16 protein-coding genes and 1 pseudogene are annotated in these 19927 nt (G+C 52.3%); 14 read left to right on the forward strand and 3 right to left on the reverse strand.

Annotation, left to right across the window (positions count from 1 at the left end; genetic code table 11):
- Positions 1-115 precede the first annotated feature (115 nt).
- Positions 116-604 carry a hypothetical protein gene (locus ACR0L9_RS17270; protein WP_480896259.1) on the reverse strand — a complete coding sequence of 163 codons (489 nt, stop codon included), beginning with the start codon at positions 602-604 and terminating at the stop codon, positions 116-118.
- Between the two features lie 693 nt (positions 605-1297).
- On the opposite strand from ACR0L9_RS17270, the gene ACR0L9_RS17275 reads away from it, so the two are divergent.
- The 14 genes and pseudogenes from ACR0L9_RS17275 to ACR0L9_RS17340 all read left to right on the forward strand — a co-directional run bounded on the left by ACR0L9_RS17275 (position 1298) and on the right by ACR0L9_RS17340 (position 16919).
- Positions 1298-1897 carry a serine hydrolase gene (locus ACR0L9_RS17275; protein ID WP_480896261.1) on the forward strand — a complete coding sequence of 200 codons (600 nt, stop codon included), beginning with the start codon at positions 1298-1300 and terminating at the stop codon, positions 1895-1897.
- A gap of 761 nt (positions 1898-2658) precedes the next feature.
- Entirely contained in the window at positions 2659-4398 is a 1740-nt protein-coding gene (locus tag ACR0L9_RS17280; RefSeq protein ID WP_480896262.1) for an ABC transporter substrate-binding protein, read from the forward strand.
- An 81-nt stretch (positions 4399-4479) separates the two neighbouring features.
- The gene (locus tag ACR0L9_RS17285) at positions 4480-5529 is read left to right on the forward strand and encodes an ABC transporter ATP-binding protein (RefSeq protein ID WP_480896264.1); all 1050 of its coding nucleotides are present in this window, start codon (positions 4480-4482) and stop codon (positions 5527-5529) included.
- A gap of 1 nt (position 5530) precedes the next feature.
- The gene (locus ACR0L9_RS17290; protein ID WP_170401961.1) at positions 5531-6607 is read left to right on the forward strand and encodes an ABC transporter ATP-binding protein; all 1077 of its coding nucleotides are present in this window, start codon (positions 5531-5533) and stop codon (positions 6605-6607) included.
- Positions 6604-7467, forward strand: a complete 864-nt coding sequence (locus ACR0L9_RS17295) for a carbohydrate ABC transporter permease (RefSeq protein ID WP_170392846.1) — start codon at positions 6604-6606, stop codon at positions 7465-7467. The genes ACR0L9_RS17290 and ACR0L9_RS17295 overlap by 4 nt, the downstream gene beginning before the upstream one ends.
- A complete protein-coding gene (locus ACR0L9_RS17300) occupies positions 7464-8261 on the forward strand; it encodes a carbohydrate ABC transporter permease (RefSeq protein ID WP_480896265.1) in 798 nt (265 codons plus the stop codon). The genes ACR0L9_RS17295 and ACR0L9_RS17300 overlap by 4 nt, the downstream gene beginning before the upstream one ends.
- An 8-nt stretch (positions 8262-8269) precedes the next feature.
- Complete coding sequence (locus ACR0L9_RS17305) at positions 8270-8671, forward strand: DUF2160 domain-containing protein (RefSeq protein WP_170392847.1); 402 nt, start codon at positions 8270-8272, stop codon at positions 8669-8671.
- A gap of 66 nt (positions 8672-8737) precedes the next feature.
- On the forward strand, positions 8738-9133 hold the full coding sequence (locus ACR0L9_RS17310) for a BlaI/MecI/CopY family transcriptional regulator (RefSeq protein ID WP_170392848.1): 396 nt from the start codon (positions 8738-8740) through the stop codon (positions 9131-9133).
- Positions 9120-10217 (forward strand): M56 family metallopeptidase, encoded by a 1098-nt coding sequence (locus ACR0L9_RS17315; RefSeq protein ID WP_170567383.1) that lies wholly within the window; start codon positions 9120-9122, stop codon positions 10215-10217. The genes ACR0L9_RS17310 and ACR0L9_RS17315 overlap by 14 nt, the downstream gene beginning before the upstream one ends.
- Before the next feature lie 150 nt (positions 10218-10367).
- Positions 10368-10520: pseudogene (locus tag ACR0L9_RS17320) on the forward strand (transposase); the annotation flags it as partial.
- 79 nt (positions 10521-10599) lie between these two features.
- The gene (locus ACR0L9_RS17325) at positions 10600-11211 is read left to right on the forward strand and encodes a hypothetical protein (RefSeq protein WP_480896268.1); all 612 of its coding nucleotides are present in this window, start codon (positions 10600-10602) and stop codon (positions 11209-11211) included.
- Positions 11212-11622: 411 nt separating this feature from the next.
- Positions 11623-13782 (forward strand): glycosyltransferase family 2 protein, encoded by a 2160-nt coding sequence (locus ACR0L9_RS17330; protein ID WP_480896269.1) that lies wholly within the window; start codon positions 11623-11625, stop codon positions 13780-13782.
- A gap of 653 nt (positions 13783-14435) precedes the next feature.
- The gene (locus ACR0L9_RS17335) at positions 14436-15611 is read left to right on the forward strand and encodes a DNA cytosine methyltransferase (RefSeq protein ID WP_475211987.1); all 1176 of its coding nucleotides are present in this window, start codon (positions 14436-14438) and stop codon (positions 15609-15611) included.
- A gap of 12 nt (positions 15612-15623) precedes the next feature.
- Positions 15624-16919: a DNA cytosine methyltransferase gene (locus ACR0L9_RS17340; protein WP_480896272.1), complete on the forward strand. Its 1296-nt coding sequence runs from the start codon at positions 15624-15626 to the stop codon at positions 16917-16919.
- Here ACR0L9_RS17340 and ACR0L9_RS17345 read toward each other — a convergent pair.
- Both ACR0L9_RS17345 and ACR0L9_RS17350 read right to left on the reverse strand, forming a co-directional pair.
- Positions 16869-17909 (reverse strand): 5-methylcytosine restriction system specificity protein McrC, encoded by a 1041-nt coding sequence (locus ACR0L9_RS17345; protein WP_480896273.1) that lies wholly within the window; start codon positions 17907-17909, stop codon positions 16869-16871. The two genes, ACR0L9_RS17340 and ACR0L9_RS17345, sit on opposite strands and share 51 nt — an antisense overlap.
- A gap of 49 nt (positions 17910-17958) precedes the next feature.
- Positions 17959-19422 (reverse strand): AAA family ATPase, encoded by a 1464-nt coding sequence (locus ACR0L9_RS17350; protein WP_480896275.1) that lies wholly within the window; start codon positions 19420-19422, stop codon positions 17959-17961.
- Between the last annotated feature and the right edge of the window lie 505 nt (positions 19423-19927).

Here is a 19927-nt window from a genome sequence, read left to right on the forward strand (position 1 = left end):
ACATGTTTCCTCCCCAACTCTTGTCCAGACACCAAAGGCCAAACTACGAAACAAGAAGGTCCCGCAGGTGTTTTCTATGCAAAAAGAAAGTGCACCTAAAAAAGTGCACCTACCGCTACTGGCAAATTGGCAGTTCTAGCGGCGGCTGCTTGGGCAGGGCCGCCCGCCATTGATTGATGATCGGTTGCAAAGTTCTTTTCGGCCAAAACTTGGGTGCGTCAATCGCCTTCAGACATGCTGCGTTCCAGTAGACGCCCGCGCGCGAAAGCGATTTTCCTTGCTCCACCGCTTTGGCAACCGCGTTAATGTCTTTTGATTCCGGGTAGATATAGAGCGTGGTCGGGTTTCCTTCGACAAGCTCCAAAATCTCTTTTGAAGCGGATTGCGACCAGGTTGTGCAGCCGTTGCTGCGCCCACCGACGTAGTTCACAAGCTTGCCGTACGGTACATATCCATCCTTGTCAGCGTTCGCGCTTTGCGGGTTTTTGAAGCGGCACTTCCACTTTAGAAAAACAGCAGGATGACCGCCTATGGCGCGTTCCCGGGCATTGCTTGTCTCTCCTTCCCCGTCAAACAACAGGAACGTGCGGTAAAGTGGCTTCATCTTACCGGAGTGTTGGTAATATCCTTTGAATGAAGTTCGGGCCTCGGCCGTAAGGTATGACCCACCTGCGGTCAGTTTCGAACCTTCTGCGTTGCTGAAGTTCTTCGCGCATTGCCGACCATTTGCGAAATTTGCCCGCTGCAACTTTCGACCATTGCCATAGCCGGATGAAACGGCGCGAAATGACTTATGCGCTTCGCAAATCACGTAGAACCGACGCCCAGGGTTTCCGGTCCGCGCCGTACTGGGACGCGTGGCGTCTTTTGCTAGGTAGCAGGAGTTCGAGATTTTGCCTTGCCGGAGTTTCTGCAGATAAAGCGCTCTCGCACGCTCGAGGACGATCGGCGCGATTTGCCCTTCAGCCGTGCCTACGTGTTTCCGTAGCCAGGCTGGTATTTCTTTTGATAATGCGTCGCCTCGGTTGGGGAAAGACCCAGCAATGGTGGCGACGACTAAGACGGCGATGGAGAGACAGAGTGAATTGGGTCGCAACGGGACTGCTCCTGCTAGACTATTCTCGTGCCTATTCTAACACGGAAACCTGGCCCGACCTTTGGGATGATTTCGGGATCGATAGGTACTGTTGCTTTATGTCCCGACTTGTAAGCCTTAGGTCCTGTTTGTGATGGGGCTCGGTCAAAAACAGAAATCAAGCGACTGGACATCTTCGGGTTAGCGTCCACATGAAAGGCTATGTTTGCACGTCGTTCGTGCCTGATTGCTTCGACCGTCTCTGTGTCCGCGCCGATCGTTGTGCGGGGGCAATCCCCAGAGATTGGCGAGATGATCGGCCGCTTGCCGCGGCTCCATTCGCTTCAGATTCAGCGCGGGGAGGACGTCATCTTTGCGCAAGCTCCCAAAGAGCCTGGACTGGATCGCCCGGCAAACATCAGACCCTGTTCGAAAAGCATCGTTGCCCTGTTGCTAGAAACCGCAATCGATAGGCAGGAAATCTCTTCAGACGATGCTACGCTGCAAGACGTGGCGCCGCGCTTGCTGCCGCCGAATGCAACTCCGGGCGCCGAAAGTATCACGATGGAGGATCTAGTCACGCTCCGGGCAGGGCTGGAACGGACGTCTGGCGGGAATTGCGGAGCATGGATCAGCTCGCCCAACTGGATCGCCGACGCACTCACCCGACCGATGGTGGCCAAGCCCGGGCAACGCATGTTGTACTCAACGGAATCAACACAAATCCTGGGGGCGGCGTTAAACGAGGCAACGGGGCAAAGCCTGCTAACGCTGGCGCGGGCGCGATTGGGGACTCTGCTGGAAGTTGAGATACCCGCCTAGACCCAGGATCCTCAGGGATATTATCTAGGCGCTAACTAGATGACAATATCACCGAGATCGAGGTTGAAGATCGCCTTATTACTTAGGGACAGCGGAGTCTTTGAAAAAAAATCTTATTAGTCCCGAAAGTTGGGTTTCCGCAGCCACCAAGGCCTACAGCCGGTCACAGTTTTCTGAGTTGGAATACGGATACGGCTGGTTTCTCTCACCGTCCGGATACGCTCTGGCCCGAGGGTATGGAGGTCAAATCATAGCGGCCCATCACAGGCGCAATCTTGCAGTCGCAATCACATCCGATCCGACCCGTCCCGCGAGATCTGCTGGTTATTTCGGGAATTTGATCCGGTTTCTAGATGGACCGGTTCTGAATTTGGCGTGATGCATTGAACTGTGCTCGAACAGTTTTCGCCGTGTATCAACAAAGCCCCCTTTTGATGTGGGACGTACGACTTTATGTCTCAGGCTGTAAGCATGATGTATTTCGGTTGTAACGAATGTCCGGTTCTGCTGACTGCAGTGCAGTGTCTTGAGGGGACGTTGGGCGGCAGGAATGGGCCGTTTGCAGCGCACGTAATTGATGCTAATTGGCGTGATCCATGAAGTTCTTCCTCCAACATAAATGGTATTAATTGATATAAAACAATGGGTTGTTCTACTTCTTTCTTTCTACTAAAAAATTAGTTTGACAGCAGCGCCGAATATCATCGATGCTGTTTGCCATCCGGTCTGCACCGGAACACATAATCTTTGGGAGGAGACAGATGCGGAGACATCTACTTTCCGCCGTGGCGGCAGCGGCCGTCATTGCGGGGCATGGTCCTGCTTGGGCCGACGAAGCCGCAGCACAACGTTGGATCGACGACGAATTCCAGCCATCGACCTTGTCGAAGGAAGAACAGTTGTCCGAAATGAAGTGGTTCATCGATGCTGCACAACCGTACTCGGGAATGGAAATCAATGTCCTGTCCGAGGGTATCCCGACGCATTCCTATGAATCCGAGGTTCTGACCAAGGCGTTCGAGGAAATAACCGGGATCAAGGTCAATCACCAGATTCTCGGCGAAGGCGAAGTGGTTCAGGCCGTACAGACTCAGCTACAAACCGGACGGAATCTGTATGATGGCTATGTCAACGACAGCGACCTGATCGGCACGCACTCGCGCCTGCAGCTGGCCTATCCGCTGACCGACATGATGGCAGGCGACTGGGCAGCGACAACCTCACCGACGCTGGATCTGGATGACTTCATGGGCATTCAGTTCACCACCGGCCCTGATGGCAAGCTGTATCAATTGCCTGACCAGCAGTTTGCGAACCTATATTGGTTCCGCAAGGACTGGTTCGATGACGAAGCCAACAAGGCCGCGTTCAAAGAGAAATACGGCTATGATCTAGGCGTTCCGGTCAACTGGTCGGCCTACGAAGACATCGCCGAGTTCTTCACCAATGACGTGAAAGAAGTCGATGGCACCACGATCTATGGCCACATGGATTATGGTAAGCGCGCGCCTGACCTCGGCTGGCGCATGACTGACGCCTGGCTGTCGATGGCCGGCGCTGGTGACGTGGGTGAACCGAACGGCGTTCCCGTCGACGAATGGGGCATCCGCATGGAAGCGGGCACTTGTAACCCTGTTGGCGCATCCGTTTCGCGTGGTGGTGCTGCGAACGGCCCGGCTGCGGTCTATGCGATCCGCAAGTGGGATGAATGGCTGCGGGCTTATGCGCCTCCGGGTGCGGCGTCTTATGACTTCTACCAGTCGTTGCCAGCGCTTAGCCAAGGCAACGTGGCTCAGCAGATCTTCTGGTACACCGCCTTCACCGCAGACATGGTGAAGCCGAAGTCCGAAGGCAACAACACCGTGGATGACGAAGGCACGCCGCTGTGGCGGATGGCGCCCAGCCCGCACGGCCCCTATTGGGAAGAAGGCCAGAAGGTTGGTTATCAGGACGTGGGGTCGTGGACCTTCCTGAAGTCGACGCCTGCGGATCGTGCTCAGGCGGCTTGGCTCTATGCCCAATTCGTGACGTCCAAGACTGTCGACGTGAAGAAATCCCATGTGGGCCTAACCTTCATCCGCGACAGCTCGGTCAACCACGAGTCGTTCACCGAGCGCGCACCCAAGCTGGGTGGTCTGGTCGAGTTCTACCGCTCACCCGACCGTGTGGCATGGTCACCGACCGGCATCAACGTGCCGGACTATCCGAAGCTGGCCCAGATCTGGTGGCAGCAGATCGGTGACGTGAACTCGGGCGCCTTCACCCCGCAAGAGGCGATGGACCGTCTGGCAGAAGAGATGGACATCACTATGGCCCGAATGCAGGCCGCTGACGAAAGCGCCGGTGTCTACGGTGGCTGTGGTCCGCGTCTGAACGAGCCGCAGGATGCCGCATTCTGGTTGGAAAAGCCGGGCTCGCCCAAGGCCAAGCTTGAGAACGAAAAGCCGCAGGGCCAGACCGTCAACTATGACGAACTGGTTCAGCGCTGGCAGTCTCAGTAAGCAAGCGAAACCGGGGGTGCCGTGTGCGGCATCCCCACCCCAAGGCCAGTGCGACGCACTGAAGGACCGGAACCCACGGACATGATCGAACTTAAAGACGCCACCAAACGGGTTGGCAATGTCATCCATATCAAGCCTACGAACCTGGCGCTCAAGACTGGCCATTTCAACGTGTTGCTGGGCGCGACGGGGTCGGGCAAAACCTCGCTGATCAAGATGATGGCCGGGCTGGACCCGATCGCCTCAGGCAAAGTTCTGATGGACGGGCAGGACGTCACCAAGCTGAACACGCAAAAGCGGCAGATCAGTTTGGTACACCAGTTCTTCGTGAACTACCCGCATATGACCGTTTTCGACAACATCGCCTCGCCCTTACGCGTGGCGGGGATGGCAAAATCCGAAATCGAAGGCCGTGTCGAAGAGGCCGCCGACTTGCTGCAGTTGCGCCCAATGCTACAGCGCCGTCCGCATGAGTTGTCAGGCGGCCAACAGCAGCGTACAGCACTGGCCCGCGCGATTGCAAAGGAAAGCCGCGCGGTGTTTCTTGACGAACCACTGGCCAACCTCGATTACAAGCTGCGTGAAGAACTGCGTGAACAACTGCCCGACCTGTTCGCCGGGCGCGGGGCCGTGGTCGTCTATGCCACCTCGGAACCGGAAGAGGCGTTGATGCTTGGCGGCTACACCGCTTTGATGGAGGACGGGCGCGTCACCCAATTTGGCCCCACCTCAGATATCTATCGCAACCCCGAGAACATCTCTGCAGCTCGTGTGTTCTCTGACCCGCCCATCAACGTGGCGCGCATCACTGTGTCTGATGCGCAGGCGCAATTGGTCGGCGGTGGTGGCTGGAAAGTCACCGATATAGCCGATGGTGACTACTTGGTCGCCGTGCGTCCGCACCGGGTGACCCCGTTCCGCTCTTCCGACGCCGACGTGGAGCTGACCGGGCGTGTCATCGTGACCGAGCTTTCGGGCTCGGATTCCAGCGCGCACTTCCAACATGGGGATGACGCGTGGGTATCCCTGGCCTCGGGTGTCCATCCCTATCAGGTGGGTGAAGACCACAGCTTCTACATGAACCCGGCCCATTGCCGGTATTTCGGCCAAGACGGCAAAAGGATAGCCTGACATGGCACAGATCAAGCTTGCAAACCTGCGACACAGCTATTTCCCCAATCCCAAGGGGCCACAGGATTACGCCCTGAAGGAAATCGACGTCACCTGGCGCGACGGCGGGGCCTATGCGCTGCTGGGACCATCAGGATGCGGCAAGTCAACGCTGCTGAACATCATCTCGGGGTTGCTGACGCCTTCCGAGGGACAAATTCTGTTCGATGGTCAGAACGTTACTGCCTTGCCCCCAGATCAACGCAACATTGCGCAGGTGTTCCAATTCCCGGTGATCTACGACACGATGACTGTGGGCGAAAATCTGGCCTTCCCGTTGAAAAACCGGGGAGTCGACCCTGCAACGATCAAACGTCGCGTCGATGAGATTGCAGAGATGCTGGATGTTACGGATATGTTGAATACCCGGGCCTCAGGTCTGAGCCCGGACAACAAACAGAAAATCTCGATGGGTCGTGGGTTGGTGCGCGACGACGTGAACGCGGTGATGTTCGATGAGCCGCTGACTGTTATCGACCCACATCTGAAATGGAAACTGCGGTCCAAGCTGAAAGAGCTGCACCAGCGCGTCAAAGCCACGATGATCTACGTCACGCACGACCAGACCGAGGCGCTGACCTTCGCGGACGAAGTAGTCGTGATGCAGGAAGGCGAAGTCGTGCAGATCGGCACCCCTGTGGAACTGTTCGAACGCCCTCAGCACACATTTGTCGGCCATTTCATCGGCTCACCCGGCATGAATGTGCTGCCATGCGAAGCGAAGGGCGATCGGGCCCTGTTCGAAGGCCATGAAGTGATGCTGGAAGGCCAGACCCACGGTGACGGAGGCCGCACCGATCTGGGTATCCGGCCTGAATATATAAGCTTTGGCGAAACCGGCATCCCTGCCCATGTCACCAAGGTCGCAGATATCGGACGACACTATGTGGTCAGTGCCATGGTCGGTGATACGCCGGTGAAAGCCGTAGCAGAACACAATGCGCCCAACCCTGGCTCACATGTGTACCTGCAATTCAAACCCGAACAATCTCGCGTCTACCGCGACGGCTGGATCGCAACCGAGGAGCGGACGCAATGAGAACTGAAAACCAAAAAGCATGGTTCTTTGTCCTGCCGGTGCTGGCGCTGGTCGCGTTTAATGCGCTGGTGCCGATGATGACGGTGGTCAACTATTCGGTGCAGGAGACCTTCGGTAACAATCAGTTCTTCTGGGAAGGACTGGGCTGGTTCGAACAGATCCTGCGTTCCGACCGGTTTCAGGCGGCCCTCGGTCGGCAGTTCCTCTTTACCTTCCTGATCCTGCTGATCGAGGTGCCCTTGGGCATCATCGTCGCCCTGTCGATGCCACGCAAAGGGTTCTGGGTGCCGGTCTGTCTGGTCCTGATGGCCCTGCCGATGCTGATCCCGTGGAATGTGGTCGGCTCGATGTGGAATATCTTCACTCTGCCCAAGATCGGCCTGCTGGGCTACTTCCTGAATGACGTCCTGGGCATCAACTATGATATGACACAACAGCCACTGTCGGCCTGGATCACCGTGATCGTCATGGATGTCTGGCACTGGACGTCGCTGGTTGTGCTGCTGTGTTATGCGGGCCTCGTGTCGATCCCGGATGCCTATTATCAGGCCGCTAAGATAGACGGTGCCAGCCCCTGGTCAGTATTTCGCTATATCCAGCTGCCCAAGATGAAGACTGTACTAACCATCGCCGTTCTGCTGCGCTTTATGGACAGTTTCAACATCTATACCGAGCCTTTCGTTCTGACCGGCGGCGGTCCCGGCAACTCAACCACCTTACTGTCGATCGACCTTGTGAAGATCGCGCTGGGACAGTTCGACCTTGGCCCTGCGGCCGCGATGAGCCTGATCTACTTCGCCATCACGCTGCTGGTCAGCTGGGTCTTCTACACTCTGATGACAAAGGATGACGCGCAATGAAGAAGCGGTCCCTTATCCCGATCCTCTATATCGCGTTCCTGATGCTGCCGATCTATTGGCTGGTGGCGATGTCCTTCAAGACCACGAACGAGATCCTGTCGGGCTTTTCCCTGTTCCCCCAGACCTTCACGCTGGAGAACTACATTACCATCTTCACCGATCCGACGTGGTATTGGGGCTATATCAACTCGATAATCTACGTGACGATCAACACGGTGCTGTCGGTCTGTGTAGCGCTGCCAGCGGCCTATGCGTTCTCGCGCTATCGGTTTCTGGGCGACAAGCAGTTATTCTTCTGGCTGCTGACCAACCGGATGGCGCCAGCGGCGGTGTTCGCGCTGCCCTTCTTCCAGCTCTATTCGTCAATCCACCTGTTCGACACCTATCTGGCCGTGGCGCTCGCGCACACGCTGTTCAACGTGCCGCTGGCGGTCTGGATTCTCGAAGGCTTCATGCGCGGCATCCCGAAAGAACTGGATGAGACAGCCTATGTCGACGGTTATTCTTTCCCGCGCTTCTTCGTGATGATCTTCCTGCCCAACATCAAAGCGGGTGTCGGCGTCGCGGCCTTCTTCTGCTTCATGTTTTCATGGGTCGAGATGTTGCTGGCCAAGACCCTCACCGCGGTCGAGGCCAAGCCCATCGCCGCCGTGATGACCCGCACCGCCTCCAGCGCGGGGTATGAGTTGGGTCTGCTGGCAGCAGCCGGAACACTGACCATTATCCCTGGTGCCATTGTCATCTGGTTTGTCCGCAACTACATCGCGCGCGGTTTCGCGATGGGCCGTGTGTGAGGTTCGATATGCGTAGACTTCTTCTCACCCTCTCCTTCCTGCCTTCGATGGCATTCGCCCAGCAAGCCGGATGGGGCAATGTTGGCCAGCAAGAGGAAAAGGGATTCTCGTGGACCGCCCCTCTTTGGCCTGATTTCTGGATGGCCTGGACCCCGGCGACGTTGGCGGTATTCGTGGGTATCTTCGCGGCCATCGCACTAATTGGACTATTGGAAGGGTTCAAGTTCCGCGACGGCCTTGAACGTCGCGGTGTACTTGGTCTGACAACCACGTTGGGCGATCGGTTGTTCATAACACTGCTCGGCTCGACCTATATCTTCCTGGCCTGGCTTGGGCTGGTAGGCCAACCTGTATGGACGCCTCTTTTCCTGTCCATCGGTTGGGGCGTCTTCGTCTTCTGGAAAGTTTAAGCTTTGAGAAACAGCGAAAGGATGCTTGTCTGTCAGGCATACTAAAAAATGGCGACACCGAGATCGATGCGAAAGAAAAAGACAACAAATCTTCTGACCGACGTGGAACTTGAGTTCATGAACGAACTCTGGGCGCTGGGTCAGGGTTCGGTCCGTGATGTCCTTGATCGCCTGCCTTCTGATCGTAATTTGGCCTATACATCCGGCGCGACTATTCTGCGTATCCTTGATGAAAAAGGGTTCGTCGAAAGCGAGAAGAACGGCAAGTCGCTGATCTACAGACCCCTGCTGGAAAAGGACAGGTACCAGTCGCGGTCGCTGCAGAATCTTTCTCGGACCCTGTTTGACGACACACCCGCGACGCTGGTTGCAAGGCTGGTCGACGATGAGGGGCTGACAGAAGATGATTTGGAGGAAATTCGAGCACTGGTAGAGAGGAGACTGCAAAATGACAGCGGTTAAACCGGTTCTCGATACGTTTCTTGATCTGAATGTCGTGCTTGGATTGTCGGCCTTTATCTGGTTGGCAGTGCGCGCGGCGCTGGATAGGACATCGATGCGATATGGATTTGTGGCTCAGCTTCGCTTGCTCAAGGCACTTTGTATCTGCGTTCTTGTCAGCCCCATTTTGGCTACAGGGGTCTCGAGCCTTGCAGGACTGGTCTGGCCGGGGCAACCTGTTGCACTGGGGGATATTGCCGTGGCCGCTTATCTGCGCGGCGACATTGCCATGCCAGCAGCACAGTTTGAAACCCTACTGAACACGCGCGAGCGGTGGCTGGACCACGTACTGGCAGGCGCAAGCATGGCCGCAAACTGCGCCTTGATCGCATTCGCTCTTATTGCAGCGGTGCTGACAGTTCGTGTGATGCGCGATGCATGGGCCATCCGCAGCGCGATCACGACCAGTTTTCTTTGGCGGCAATCCGCCAAGGTGGACATTCGCCTGTCAGATCGGATTACCGTACCGTTCGCTGTGCGTGGCCTTCGCCGCCGGCACGTCGTGCTGCCCAGTCATCTGTTGAACACACCAAATGAGTTGCGATTTGCCCTGGCGCACGAGTTTCAGCACATCCGAGCCAATGACGTGGAATGGGAGCTTGGGTTCGAGCTTTTGCGACCTTTGCTGTTCTGGAACCCGGCCTATCTGGTGCTCAAACACCAATTCGACCGGCTACGCGAATTGGCCTGTGACCAATCCGTCGTGTCTCGTAAGGGCATAGATTCAAAGGAGTATACGACCTGTTTGCTGGAATTCTGCGCGCGATCGATTACGTTGAACAATCCACGTGTTCTTAATGTGGCACTGGTTTACGGAACAAAGGCAAAGCACGTACTGCGGCAGCGCGTGTTAGCGTTGACCGAAGCGCCGATGGCAGACACCCGACTACCTGCCGTATTTCTTGGACTGATACTTTCATTTGCATTAGTTCTCGCCATCGGATCAGCATCAGTTCGCCAAACACAGGACTGGAGCCACGATCGGCTAATGCTGTCTACAGTCATCAATCTGGAACGGCTGGAGGCTCGCAATCGAGGGAACTGACGGTGTTAACAATGTGCCGAATCGGACCAAGCATGCAGACGTGTCTGACGCCAGCACCAATGGGATAGTTTAGGTTGATCTGATAGTAGAGGGTTTCTGGCTCAACATAACCGCCAAGGAGTGGAGAGGAAAAAGAACCCAGGGACCAAGTTGAGCCACAGTGAGAAGGTGGTAAAGGACACTCGCCATGTGACCCGCTAGCAATTTTCAGCAGAAGAGAAGATCAGGATTGTGCTGGACGTCCTGAAGGGCGAAGACAGCATCGCGGAGTTGTGCAGCGGTAAAGGCATTGCCCGGAGCCTAGCCAATTTTTGCAAATGCAGCGATTGTCGGCAATGTCCGTGCAAATGCAGCATCCGATGATCAGTCTACGCTCGGTAAAATGCCGGGACGACAAGTCATCATTTATGACAAGCGCCGCGAAGTGATCGATAAGAAAAAACTGATCTGGTGGGATATCTGGAACGCTAACCTTGAGCGAGACGGTTTAGCCCATTTAGACCCTTCTGATGCGTCTCAGAGCCGCGTATGGCGCGTTGAAGTACGTGCCGGGAAGGACTTGCTCAAGGATCGTTGGCAGATCAGAACATGGCCCCAGTTCGATGCTATGTTCGGTGATGTAATTTCCGAGGCGCTAAAGAAGATTCGTTACTGCGAGCCTGATCCGGACGACGGAAACCGCGCGCGCTGGTCTAACCATGAAATCTGGGACTTGGTTTCTGAATCGTCAGACGATGATTTGCTGGAAATGCGTAGCCACGTCGACGCAACCAGCATCAAGCACGTAAATCAAGTTGAGCAAAAAAGGTTGATATCAGCGCAAATTGCGGGCCTTGGGATCACGCTGACCGCGTTGGAAGATACTCGGGAAATTGAGCTGTGTGATTTCATGGATAGGGTTGGAAGCAGGCTCGCAGAGAACATAAGAGCGGACCCTGAGCGCGCCGCAAACAAACTGCATGAAGCCAGGAACAGATATCGGTTCATTGCGTGAGGCACTGACCAGCACCCAACTTTTTCTGACGCGTCCATTTGGGAAGCAGTGTCTCTACCTGTTATTCCATGAAGCAATTCTTCGATGCGCAGTACCTCGAAATACTCTTGATTAAACCCTTGTTTATGTGATCGCCTCATTACATCTTCCTACTTGCAAACTAGAAAGGGCAAACCTTTGATTAACCCCGAAATACTCGACTTCATCGAACGCTTCAGACCCTGCTTGCCGGTTTGTTCGGCTTCATAGACGTCATTTGGACGTTGCGAACCAATGCTAGACATTCGGAAGAATAGTATCGAAGGCAATCTAGAACGGGCATTTGTGGTGGTAGACCTTGACGAAGGTTACATGATTGAAGTCGTCGTAACCGCAAAAGTTCTATAGACGCCTTTCAACCGGACGGGCACGATGAGGCAGAAAATGGGCGATAGGTGGGTTTTGAAAAAGATCGTTTTCCACGCAGGCTTTCAAAAAACAGGTTCCACAGCGGTTCAGAACCGAATTCTGGGCAATATTGACCATTTGTCGCCATACTTTCACTATTTGGGAAAACGCGACCTAAAAGACCTAAAGAAATTTGCCCAGCAAGCGATTCGAAATCCATCCTCAAGAGGGCGCGAAAAGCTTCTCGAGGCGCTACAGGAACTGGCTAGCGACACTGCTTCGATACAGCAACCTGTTGTCCTGATGTCTAGCGAAATCCTGTTTGGCAACGATATCTATTCGGAGTCTGGAAATTTGGTGTCGTGGATGGAACAGATACTTCCGCTTTTTGCGAAAGCATTTTCAGACCACGAGCTAGAATGTGTGTTTTACACCCGGGAACCAGAAAGTTGGTTATTCAGCACTTATCGACAAAGCGTTTTGATGCGCGGGTACACAATTACTTTTGATGAATACAGAAGGAATCTGCCATTCGCACTAGACTGGGACTCCATAAGGAAAACCGTGGAAGAGTGCGTTGCCCCTTCAAATGTGACTTTCGTCGATATGAAAACAGATGTTGGCGAGGCGACTGGATTGGGAACGGCCCTTTTTCGACACTGCCAAGTCCCAGAGACTGTATTGTCGCAGTTGTCCTTTGCCGCTTCGGATAACGTGTCATTGAACGAAGACGCATTGCAGATCATGCGCGAAGCCAATGCTCAAGGTCTTTGGAAAACTCATCTAACACTGTTGGGCGAACTATTGAAGGAGCTGCAAAGCCTGAAGCCAACAGAGCTATCCTTGATCAATCCAGCAACAATTCAGGATATCCAGTCCGAGTTCCGGCGTATCATATCTAATCGACTGCAAGTTGATGATGGTATGAACGCGATAGGTCAGCTTGATCCAAAGTTTGATTGCATTGTCTCCAAGGCACGCGCAGAGGGATGGGATGAAGTAAGGCTCTCATTCTTGGGCGAGCTCTTTTCTCTTTTGAGGAAATTTGACCCCGACGTTATGGGCGAAAAAACCCCCAAAATTGTCAAGCATGCGCGTGTTAGCATACGGATGACACTTCAGAAAAAGTTGCACCCTGAACTCTCAGCGGTAGCTGTTGGACGAGTTGGGGCAACAGCGCCTCCAGTGATTTCTCAATCTCAGGTTTCAGGTCAAAAAATCAAGATCGCGATTGGGACCTGTGCTCGTGACGAAGGCCCTTTCATACTAGAGTGGATTGCGTTTTATAAGGCAATCGGCGTCACAGATTTTGTAGTTTATACAAACGATTGTAGTGATGGCACCGACGAAATTTTGGACCGATTAAGTGAAATGGGTGTTGTCTCTCGGTATGATAACCCAGCCAAAAATGGAAAGCACCAAATCGTCGCGCTGCGAAAAATTCGAGATCATCCCGAGTTCGAGAACGCAGATTGGAAGCTAATAGTTGATCTTGACGAATTCCTGAATATCCACGTTGGGAATGGAACAATTCCGGAACTTCTTCAGGCAGTAAATTACGCAGATGTTATTTCTGTGAATATGGCTATGTTTGCCAATGGTGGCATCAACGACTTCAGGGATGAACCTATTACCGAACAGTTCATCTTTCGAAACGACTACACGTCATGGAATGGAAAGGATGAAAGCCCTGTCAAATCTTTGTTTCGCGGAGATCTCCCGATAGGTCGTATCGGTGCACATCGCCCATTTGTGGTTGAGAAAGCGCTTGAAACAATTCGATGGGTAAATGGATCCGGGCAACAAGTGCCTGACCACTTCAAAAGAGCTGAAAAAGGCAAACGCCTACGACTTCCCTCTGCAATTGCGCACGACTTTGCAACGCTAAACCACTATGCACTTCGCTCTCTGGATAGTTTTCTGGTGAAACGTTCTAGGGGTGACGTAAACAGCCCTCATCGTCTTTTTGACGAAAGCTATTGGTCAGCGCGAAACGAATCTGCTGTCAAGGATCAAAGGATATTGCGAATAGGGGGCAGATTCAGAGAAGAACTGGATAAGCTTAAATGCGATGCAACGTTGCGCGACCTGCACGATACATCGGTGGACCTGCATCGGAGAATGGCCGAAGCATTGAGATCGCAACCCGACTTTGAGAGTTTTTTAAATTCGTTCAGAACTTAAACTTTGTACTAGGGGGATTTGTTGCAAACTTTTGACTGCTGACGCTCATAAGTGCTTCAAGTGAATGGGGCTCCGTTGCAAAGATTTAGCTGTTGACGCGCTGGGATTTCGCGCGTGGATGGCTTTCGGTCCAAACTAGTCGAAAGCCAATTCATGATCTCCTTCAAAGGCGCACAATACGCAAACCCAAACGACGGCGCGTTACGCGCACGTTGATAGCGACCCTGCATTGGCTGCGGCCAATGCTATTGGCATGGTCGTAAGTGAGTCCATTGGATAGGCCCAAAACTCACAGAATATCGACATAGTTACCGATGGTCGCAGCCCCAAACGGACATGCACTGCCCGTGGGCTGGCGACAAACGAATTTTACTGTAGATGGAGCAACCTAGCGGATCTTTTTATGTAAAAGAACTTAACCAAGTAAGAATTTTGTGGAGTCAGTATTGTAGACATCTGGCCCCCACCGGGGATAAGAACACATAAAGAACACTGGAAGTTTCGCTTGTTATTGACTGTACTCACGATAACGCAGGGCGCAAACAAGAAAACGAGAACGCAGGCGATTTTCCTCGATATATTGTTATCAATAGTCTATTGGTAGCTATATACGACAGTCGCATGGCGACTTACAGGCAGAGGGGCAGAGCAGTTTGGAAAACAAAAAAACAATAGTAAGCCTGTTCTCGGGCATTGGCGGCTTTGAACTGGGAGCGAAAGCCAACGGCATTGATACAAGTCTGGCATGCGAGATTGAAGCAAATGCACAAACGGTCCTACGCGAGAAGTTTCCTGGCACAGAATTGCATCAGGATGTATCCGAGCTCCAAAGCCTACCAAAAGCGTTTGCCGTTACAGCTGGTTTTCCTTGTCAAAACTTAAGCTTAGTAGGCGACAATAGCGGTATAGATGGCAGAGACACGAAGATTGTTTTTGATCTTTTTAAGTTGCTTGAGAAGTCACGAAGCCATGAATGGTTAATACTTGAGAACGTTCCCTTTATGCTTTGGCAGAGAAAAGGCGAAGCAATTCGGTTCGTTACTGAGACGCTGAGAAAAATCGGGTACCGATGGGCCTACAGGGTTGTAGATGCAAGAGCTTCAGGCGTTCCGCAACGTCGCCGTAGAGTGATTATCGTTGCGTCAAGAACACACGATCCTCGTGGAGTTCTATTTTCAGACAATGTGCCGTCGCCAAAGTGGATTTTGGATGACGGTGAGTCCTCCTGTGGGTTTTCTTGGACCGAAGGCCGTTATGGGCTCGGCTGGGCACCCAATTGCGTACCTACGATTAAGGGTGGATCAAGAGTCGGCGTTCCATCCCCGCCAGCGATTTGGTTTAGAAAAAATGGCTTGATTGGAACACCAGACATTACCGACGCTGAACGTTTACAAGGGTTTCCAGCCAACTGGACTGAGTCGGCAACTGGATCAAGAGGACAATTGGGAGCTCGGTGGAAACTAGTCGGAAATGCAGTTCCAGTTGGACTGGCTGATTGGGTTTTCAGGAGGCTGAATGCGCCTGGTTCTAACAAGATCGAATTTGACACAAGTCATTGGACAGCCAGAGTTTGGCCTAACGCGGCATACGATGTAGGAGATGGCGTTATGAGGGTGGAAATTGGAGAGTTTCCCGAAACACTTCCAAGCGTCGGCTTAGACAAGTTCCTAGAATCTCCAGTAAAGCCCTTGTCGGAGAGGGCATCACGCGGTTTCTTGAAACGCGCGCGAGAAGGGAAACTGAAGTTTGTGGATGGGTTTCTAGAGGCCATTGAAAACCACGCAAACGGCATGGCAATCAAAGAAATCAAAAAATCAGAAGCGGCTTAACCTACTATGGAGATGTTGAGGAAAGATACTTTTGCGAAGGTATTCGATCGAAAAGTGTGGGAAGACTTTGCGCCCGAAGCAAACGGTATAACTCGCACTGTTGTTTGCCAAACGCATGGGCAAGGTGATGGACAGTTTCTGAACGTCACCAAGCCTTTTGCTGCATATAAAGAAAACCGCTTATCAGATAACTTCTATCAAGCGTGGCTAAAGCGAACCCAAAGCTCACGTAACCGATCTGCTGAAAGAACTTTTTCGATTGTTGATCTGTTTTCAGGTTGCGGCGGAATGAGTCTTGGCTTTGCTGAAGCGGCGTCAGCATTAGGTGGAAGTACTAAACACATTTTCGCAGCAGAGCACGATCCAGAAATCGCCGACGTGTACCGGAGAAATTTGAACCCGTGTCAGTTGCATGTTGGTGATATCTCAGAAATTTTCGACGGTGTGTTTGGACAAAGACCGACCACAGCGGAAAACGAAATTATTGAAAAAATCGGCAACGTCGACCTACTCTGCGGTGGGCCGCCCTGCCAAGGGCACTCGGACCTCAATAATTACACTCGAAGAAACGATCCCAGAAACTCGCTCTATTTCACTATGGCGCGCGCGGCTGAGATCCTCCAACCTTCCGCCGTAATCATTGAAAACGTTCCCGGTGTTAAGAGGGACCGAACGGGTAACTTTGGTCGGACGATACTCGCCTTAGAAGAATTGGGGTACTTCGTTGAAGTAGTGACGCTTAATGCGGTGGACTACGGCGTTCCTCAGAGTCGAAAGCGAACGTTTGTTTTCGCAGCGCAGCGTCACGCAACAGTTACGCAATGGAGAGAAAGCCTTGATGGGCTTTCCGACTCTCAGTACCGGACGCCACTTTGGTCAATGATCGATCTGGTAGATATTGAACCAAGCACTCAATTTGACGAACCCTCCAACCTTTCCGACGAAAGTAGAGCGCGGGTCGACTGGCTGTTCGACAACTCCATGTATGAGTTAGACGACAGCATGCGACCAGATTGCCATAGACTCAAGTCACACACTTATAACTCGGTTTATGGAAGGATGCGGGAACACACTCCAGCGCCGACGATGACCACAGGTTTTCTAGTTATGGGGCAAGGCAGATTTGTTCATCCGACTCGAAGGCGAACGATTACCCCACACGAAGGGGCTCGGATTCAAACCTTCCCAGACTTTTTTGACTTCGGGAAGCAAAAGAGGGGGAAGTACGCGCGGATGATTGGAAATGCCGTTCCGCCACTACTGGCTTACTACGTCGGTCTTGCTTCTCTGCAGGCAGTTTTGGACTAGACTTAGAAGGTCGGCCTCGACCTCCTGCCAATTCTTGGATAGGTCGAGCGTCCGAAAAATATAGTTGAGATTGTCGGAACTAAATTCAACATTCAAATCCAAATCAGCCAATGGGTACAAGACCATTCCCATAGTGAACCGGCCAGGTTGATGGCGGTCCGTGTGTGTTGCGTACGCCTGAATTTGATAGAAGTGATCAGAACGTATTGTGGTATTTCCAAACTTCTTCTGGATTGAGTTAGGCGTATACTTGGTATCGATTACAAGGTTTGTCGTTTCAGTTTGAACGGTGACATCAGTAGTCATGGATGGGACTACTGCGCTATGACCTTCCTTCATAGCAAGCATGTAAGGGGACAGCCTTCTACCCCCTACTTTTGCCTTGCTTTTTAGCTTGTATCGCAAGAACTCGCGAACAAAGGCTTCGAACAGTCTTCGCATCGCAACTTCATCGCGAATGTAGTCAGCAAACCATGTCCTACCTGTGCCGTCCTCCACCATTTCACGCGTGAGCAGTAGCTCACATATCGCCAAAGGAAACCTGTACCGCTTCATTGACCTGTCAACCAAAGCTTGACGAAAATACGATTTTGACGGCGCAATATCGGAGACACTTACGAATTCCGATTGAAGCTTTTTTGCATCGGACCTCAATTGCTTAGTTACGCTAGAAGAGGATGAAATCTGACATAACGTTGCCTTGATTAGTTGGTTCTCCAAAGTGTCAACAACAACAACTGGGTGTCTGCAAATTACTGACCCCGCCTTCCAATCCGGTGACAGAAGCGTTTTCCTTAGTTCAATTTTACCACGAACAGTTCTCAGCCTCTCTGACTTGAATGAGTGGCGGCGAGCGAGATTGTGTACAACTGCTTCCCTAACAACTTCGCACAACAAGCCAGAAAGAAAATCAACTGGCTTGTCGTAGTCGGCAGAACCGAACAGTTTGAGCTGGTCTGGCCGATAATGAGACCAAGCATAAACAAGCATCAGAAAGAAGTTTGAAACAGATATCCTAGGGGGCATTTTTCAGAATACGCTATACCGCACCATCGCTACGATTTTCCGCTTCGGGTAGCTTCAAAGAAAGCTGCGCGATGCGGTCGTCTGCAAGTTCCACTTCATCGGCCCAGTATTCTCGCAAGAGTGGGGTGATTTCATGCTGGATGATATTCAAGTACCAATCTTGAACGCTCGCGCCCTTCGGTATTTTTCCACAAAAGTAGCTATGCCCAATTTGGTAACCGGGTCCCAAATTTCGGTTGTCCTCTCTAATCACGCTGTTTAACGCGTTCATCCTTCTAGATATTTCTTGTGCTGACATTTTGTCCACTCCGTTAGCTTCAACGAAGTCGTGAAACTCGGTTTCACCGTAGGCAGGGTTTAAGTCTACAAACGAGAATCGTCTTCTGAGCGCATAATCAACCACAGCCAGCGAGCGGTCGGCTGTATTCATCGTCGAAACAAGAAAGATGTTCTTTGGAACATAAAAAGAAACGCTATCGTCGCCGGAACGGTTATATGCAAGGGCAACTGAAAACTTGTCGTCTCGTTTGGTAGCCTCGATGAGTGATAGTACTTCACCAAAGACTAGAGAGATGTTGGCTCTGTTGATCTCGTCAATAAACACCACATAGGGGTTAGCCAAATCCTTCCTCGCACGTTCGCAGAACTGTAGGAATGTACCATCAGCCAACTCAAGGTTGCCATCACCTGTCGGTCGCCATCCACGAATGAAATCTTCGTACGAATAAGATTGATGAAATTGAAGAGAGAGTACTCTACCTGCGTCGCGGGCAACTTCCAAAGAAATACTTTTTGCCACAACTGTTTTGCCCGTCCCTGGTGGCCCTTGAATGGCAATGCACTTCTTTCTCATGAGTTCGGAAACGAGTTGTGACCTAGCACCTTCGGTCAGGAATACATCCGATGCAATAGGGTCATCTAAGTCACTGAGATTCTTTGTAAGGTTTCTACGATCTCGGACCCGGATTTCGTGAGCTTCAGAGAAATTGAAATCCAGGAAAGCACTAATCTTCCGGGCCCGCTCAATATTCTCAGCGTCGTAATAGATCCCAATCACATGCCAGTTAGGCCTTGCCCCAACAAATACGGATATGCCCGCGAGGATATGTACCTTTTCGGCCATATAGTTCAGAATCTTTTCATAGCTGTCTTCCTCTCCTGAGCAGCGGCCCACGAAAATCCAGTCCAGCATTTCCACGTCAGATTGAACACGTGCAAATGTGGACTCTGATATCGATCTGCGGGTTTGCTTATCGTCATTGAGAGATCGAATATCCACATGTGCCCGAGGCGTATCGGCTATGTCAGCAAGTGGTTCTAGGAAACCATCTTTTTGAGCGTTAGTAAGTTGGTCTCTTCCTTGGCCCCTGTAGGCTTCGCCAAGGTGGGAAAACAGTTCTTCTAACGAGATGCCCCGCGCTTGACCACCGGATGTATCCGACTTCTGCACATTCGAGTCAGTTTCGTTCTCGCCCATCAATACCGCCCTGAAATCTCTTCTTTCGGCGGCTACCTTAGATTCAACTTTGGAATGAGCACAGGTCAAAAAATTGTGCCCGTGCAAATTTGATTTTGCTTCGTTGCAGAGTGATGGCTTCAACTGTCGGCCGACTGCGATAAACCAACATTATCAAGTGCCGCTTACTCTGCCCAATTATTGGTTTAATACTGGCGTCGCTAGAGCGTGGCACCGACGCACGAACTACGCGCCAATGCCAACATGCATAAATTTGCTGAACGGCCACGCTCTGCGCGTTAGAGCGCCGCTCAGCACATGCTCCTCGTTATCTATGGGTTAGCGCTTTCGTCGCCGTGTATTTTATCACGATGCTTGGAGGGGTGACGCTGACTATCAAAACAACAATTCTTGAAACTCAATCCACGCCTCTCCGTCCCTGTACGTTTTCGAGTATTCGACCTTGCTGTTGTTATTATTCGACCAAGTCGCACGGCCGATGCAATTGACTTCCTTTGGCGACTGA

The sequence above is a fragment of the Ruegeria sp. I3 genome (genome assembly GCF_056532525.1).

What these genes read in the sequence shown, in the direction of transcription:
- ACR0L9_RS17270 (WP_480896259.1), bottom strand. Translation starts at nt 604, where the DNA reads ATGAAGCCACTTTACCGCACGTTCCTGTTGTTTGACGGGGAAGGAGAG.
- ACR0L9_RS17275 (WP_480896261.1), top strand. Translation starts at nt 1,298, where the DNA reads ATGTTTGCACGTCGTTCGTGCCTGATTGCTTCGACCGTCTCTGTGTCC.
- ACR0L9_RS17280 (WP_480896262.1), top strand. Translation starts at nt 2,659, where the DNA reads ATGCGGAGACATCTACTTTCCGCCGTGGCGGCAGCGGCCGTCATTGCG.
- ACR0L9_RS17285 (WP_480896264.1), top strand. Translation starts at nt 4,480, where the DNA reads ATGATCGAACTTAAAGACGCCACCAAACGGGTTGGCAATGTCATCCAT.
- ACR0L9_RS17290 (WP_170401961.1), top strand. Translation starts at nt 5,531, where the DNA reads ATGGCACAGATCAAGCTTGCAAACCTGCGACACAGCTATTTCCCCAAT.
- ACR0L9_RS17295 (WP_170392846.1), top strand. Translation starts at nt 6,604, where the DNA reads ATGAGAACTGAAAACCAAAAAGCATGGTTCTTTGTCCTGCCGGTGCTG.
- ACR0L9_RS17300 (WP_480896265.1), top strand. Translation starts at nt 7,464, where the DNA reads ATGAAGAAGCGGTCCCTTATCCCGATCCTCTATATCGCGTTCCTGATG.
- ACR0L9_RS17305 (WP_170392847.1), top strand. Translation starts at nt 8,270, where the DNA reads ATGCGTAGACTTCTTCTCACCCTCTCCTTCCTGCCTTCGATGGCATTC.
- ACR0L9_RS17310 (WP_170392848.1), top strand. Translation starts at nt 8,738, where the DNA reads ATGCGAAAGAAAAAGACAACAAATCTTCTGACCGACGTGGAACTTGAG.
- ACR0L9_RS17315 (WP_170567383.1), top strand. Translation starts at nt 9,120, where the DNA reads ATGACAGCGGTTAAACCGGTTCTCGATACGTTTCTTGATCTGAATGTC.
- ACR0L9_RS17325 (WP_480896268.1), top strand. Translation starts at nt 10,600, where the DNA reads ATGCCGGGACGACAAGTCATCATTTATGACAAGCGCCGCGAAGTGATC.
- ACR0L9_RS17330 (WP_480896269.1), top strand. Translation starts at nt 11,623, where the DNA reads ATGAGGCAGAAAATGGGCGATAGGTGGGTTTTGAAAAAGATCGTTTTC.
- ACR0L9_RS17340 (WP_480896272.1), top strand. Translation starts at nt 15,624, where the DNA reads ATGTTGAGGAAAGATACTTTTGCGAAGGTATTCGATCGAAAAGTGTGG.
- ACR0L9_RS17345 (WP_480896273.1), bottom strand. Translation starts at nt 17,909, where the DNA reads ATGCTTGTTTATGCTTGGTCTCATTATCGGCCAGACCAGCTCAAACTG.
- ACR0L9_RS17350 (WP_480896275.1), bottom strand. Translation starts at nt 19,422, where the DNA reads ATGGGCGAGAACGAAACTGACTCGAATGTGCAGAAGTCGGATACATCC.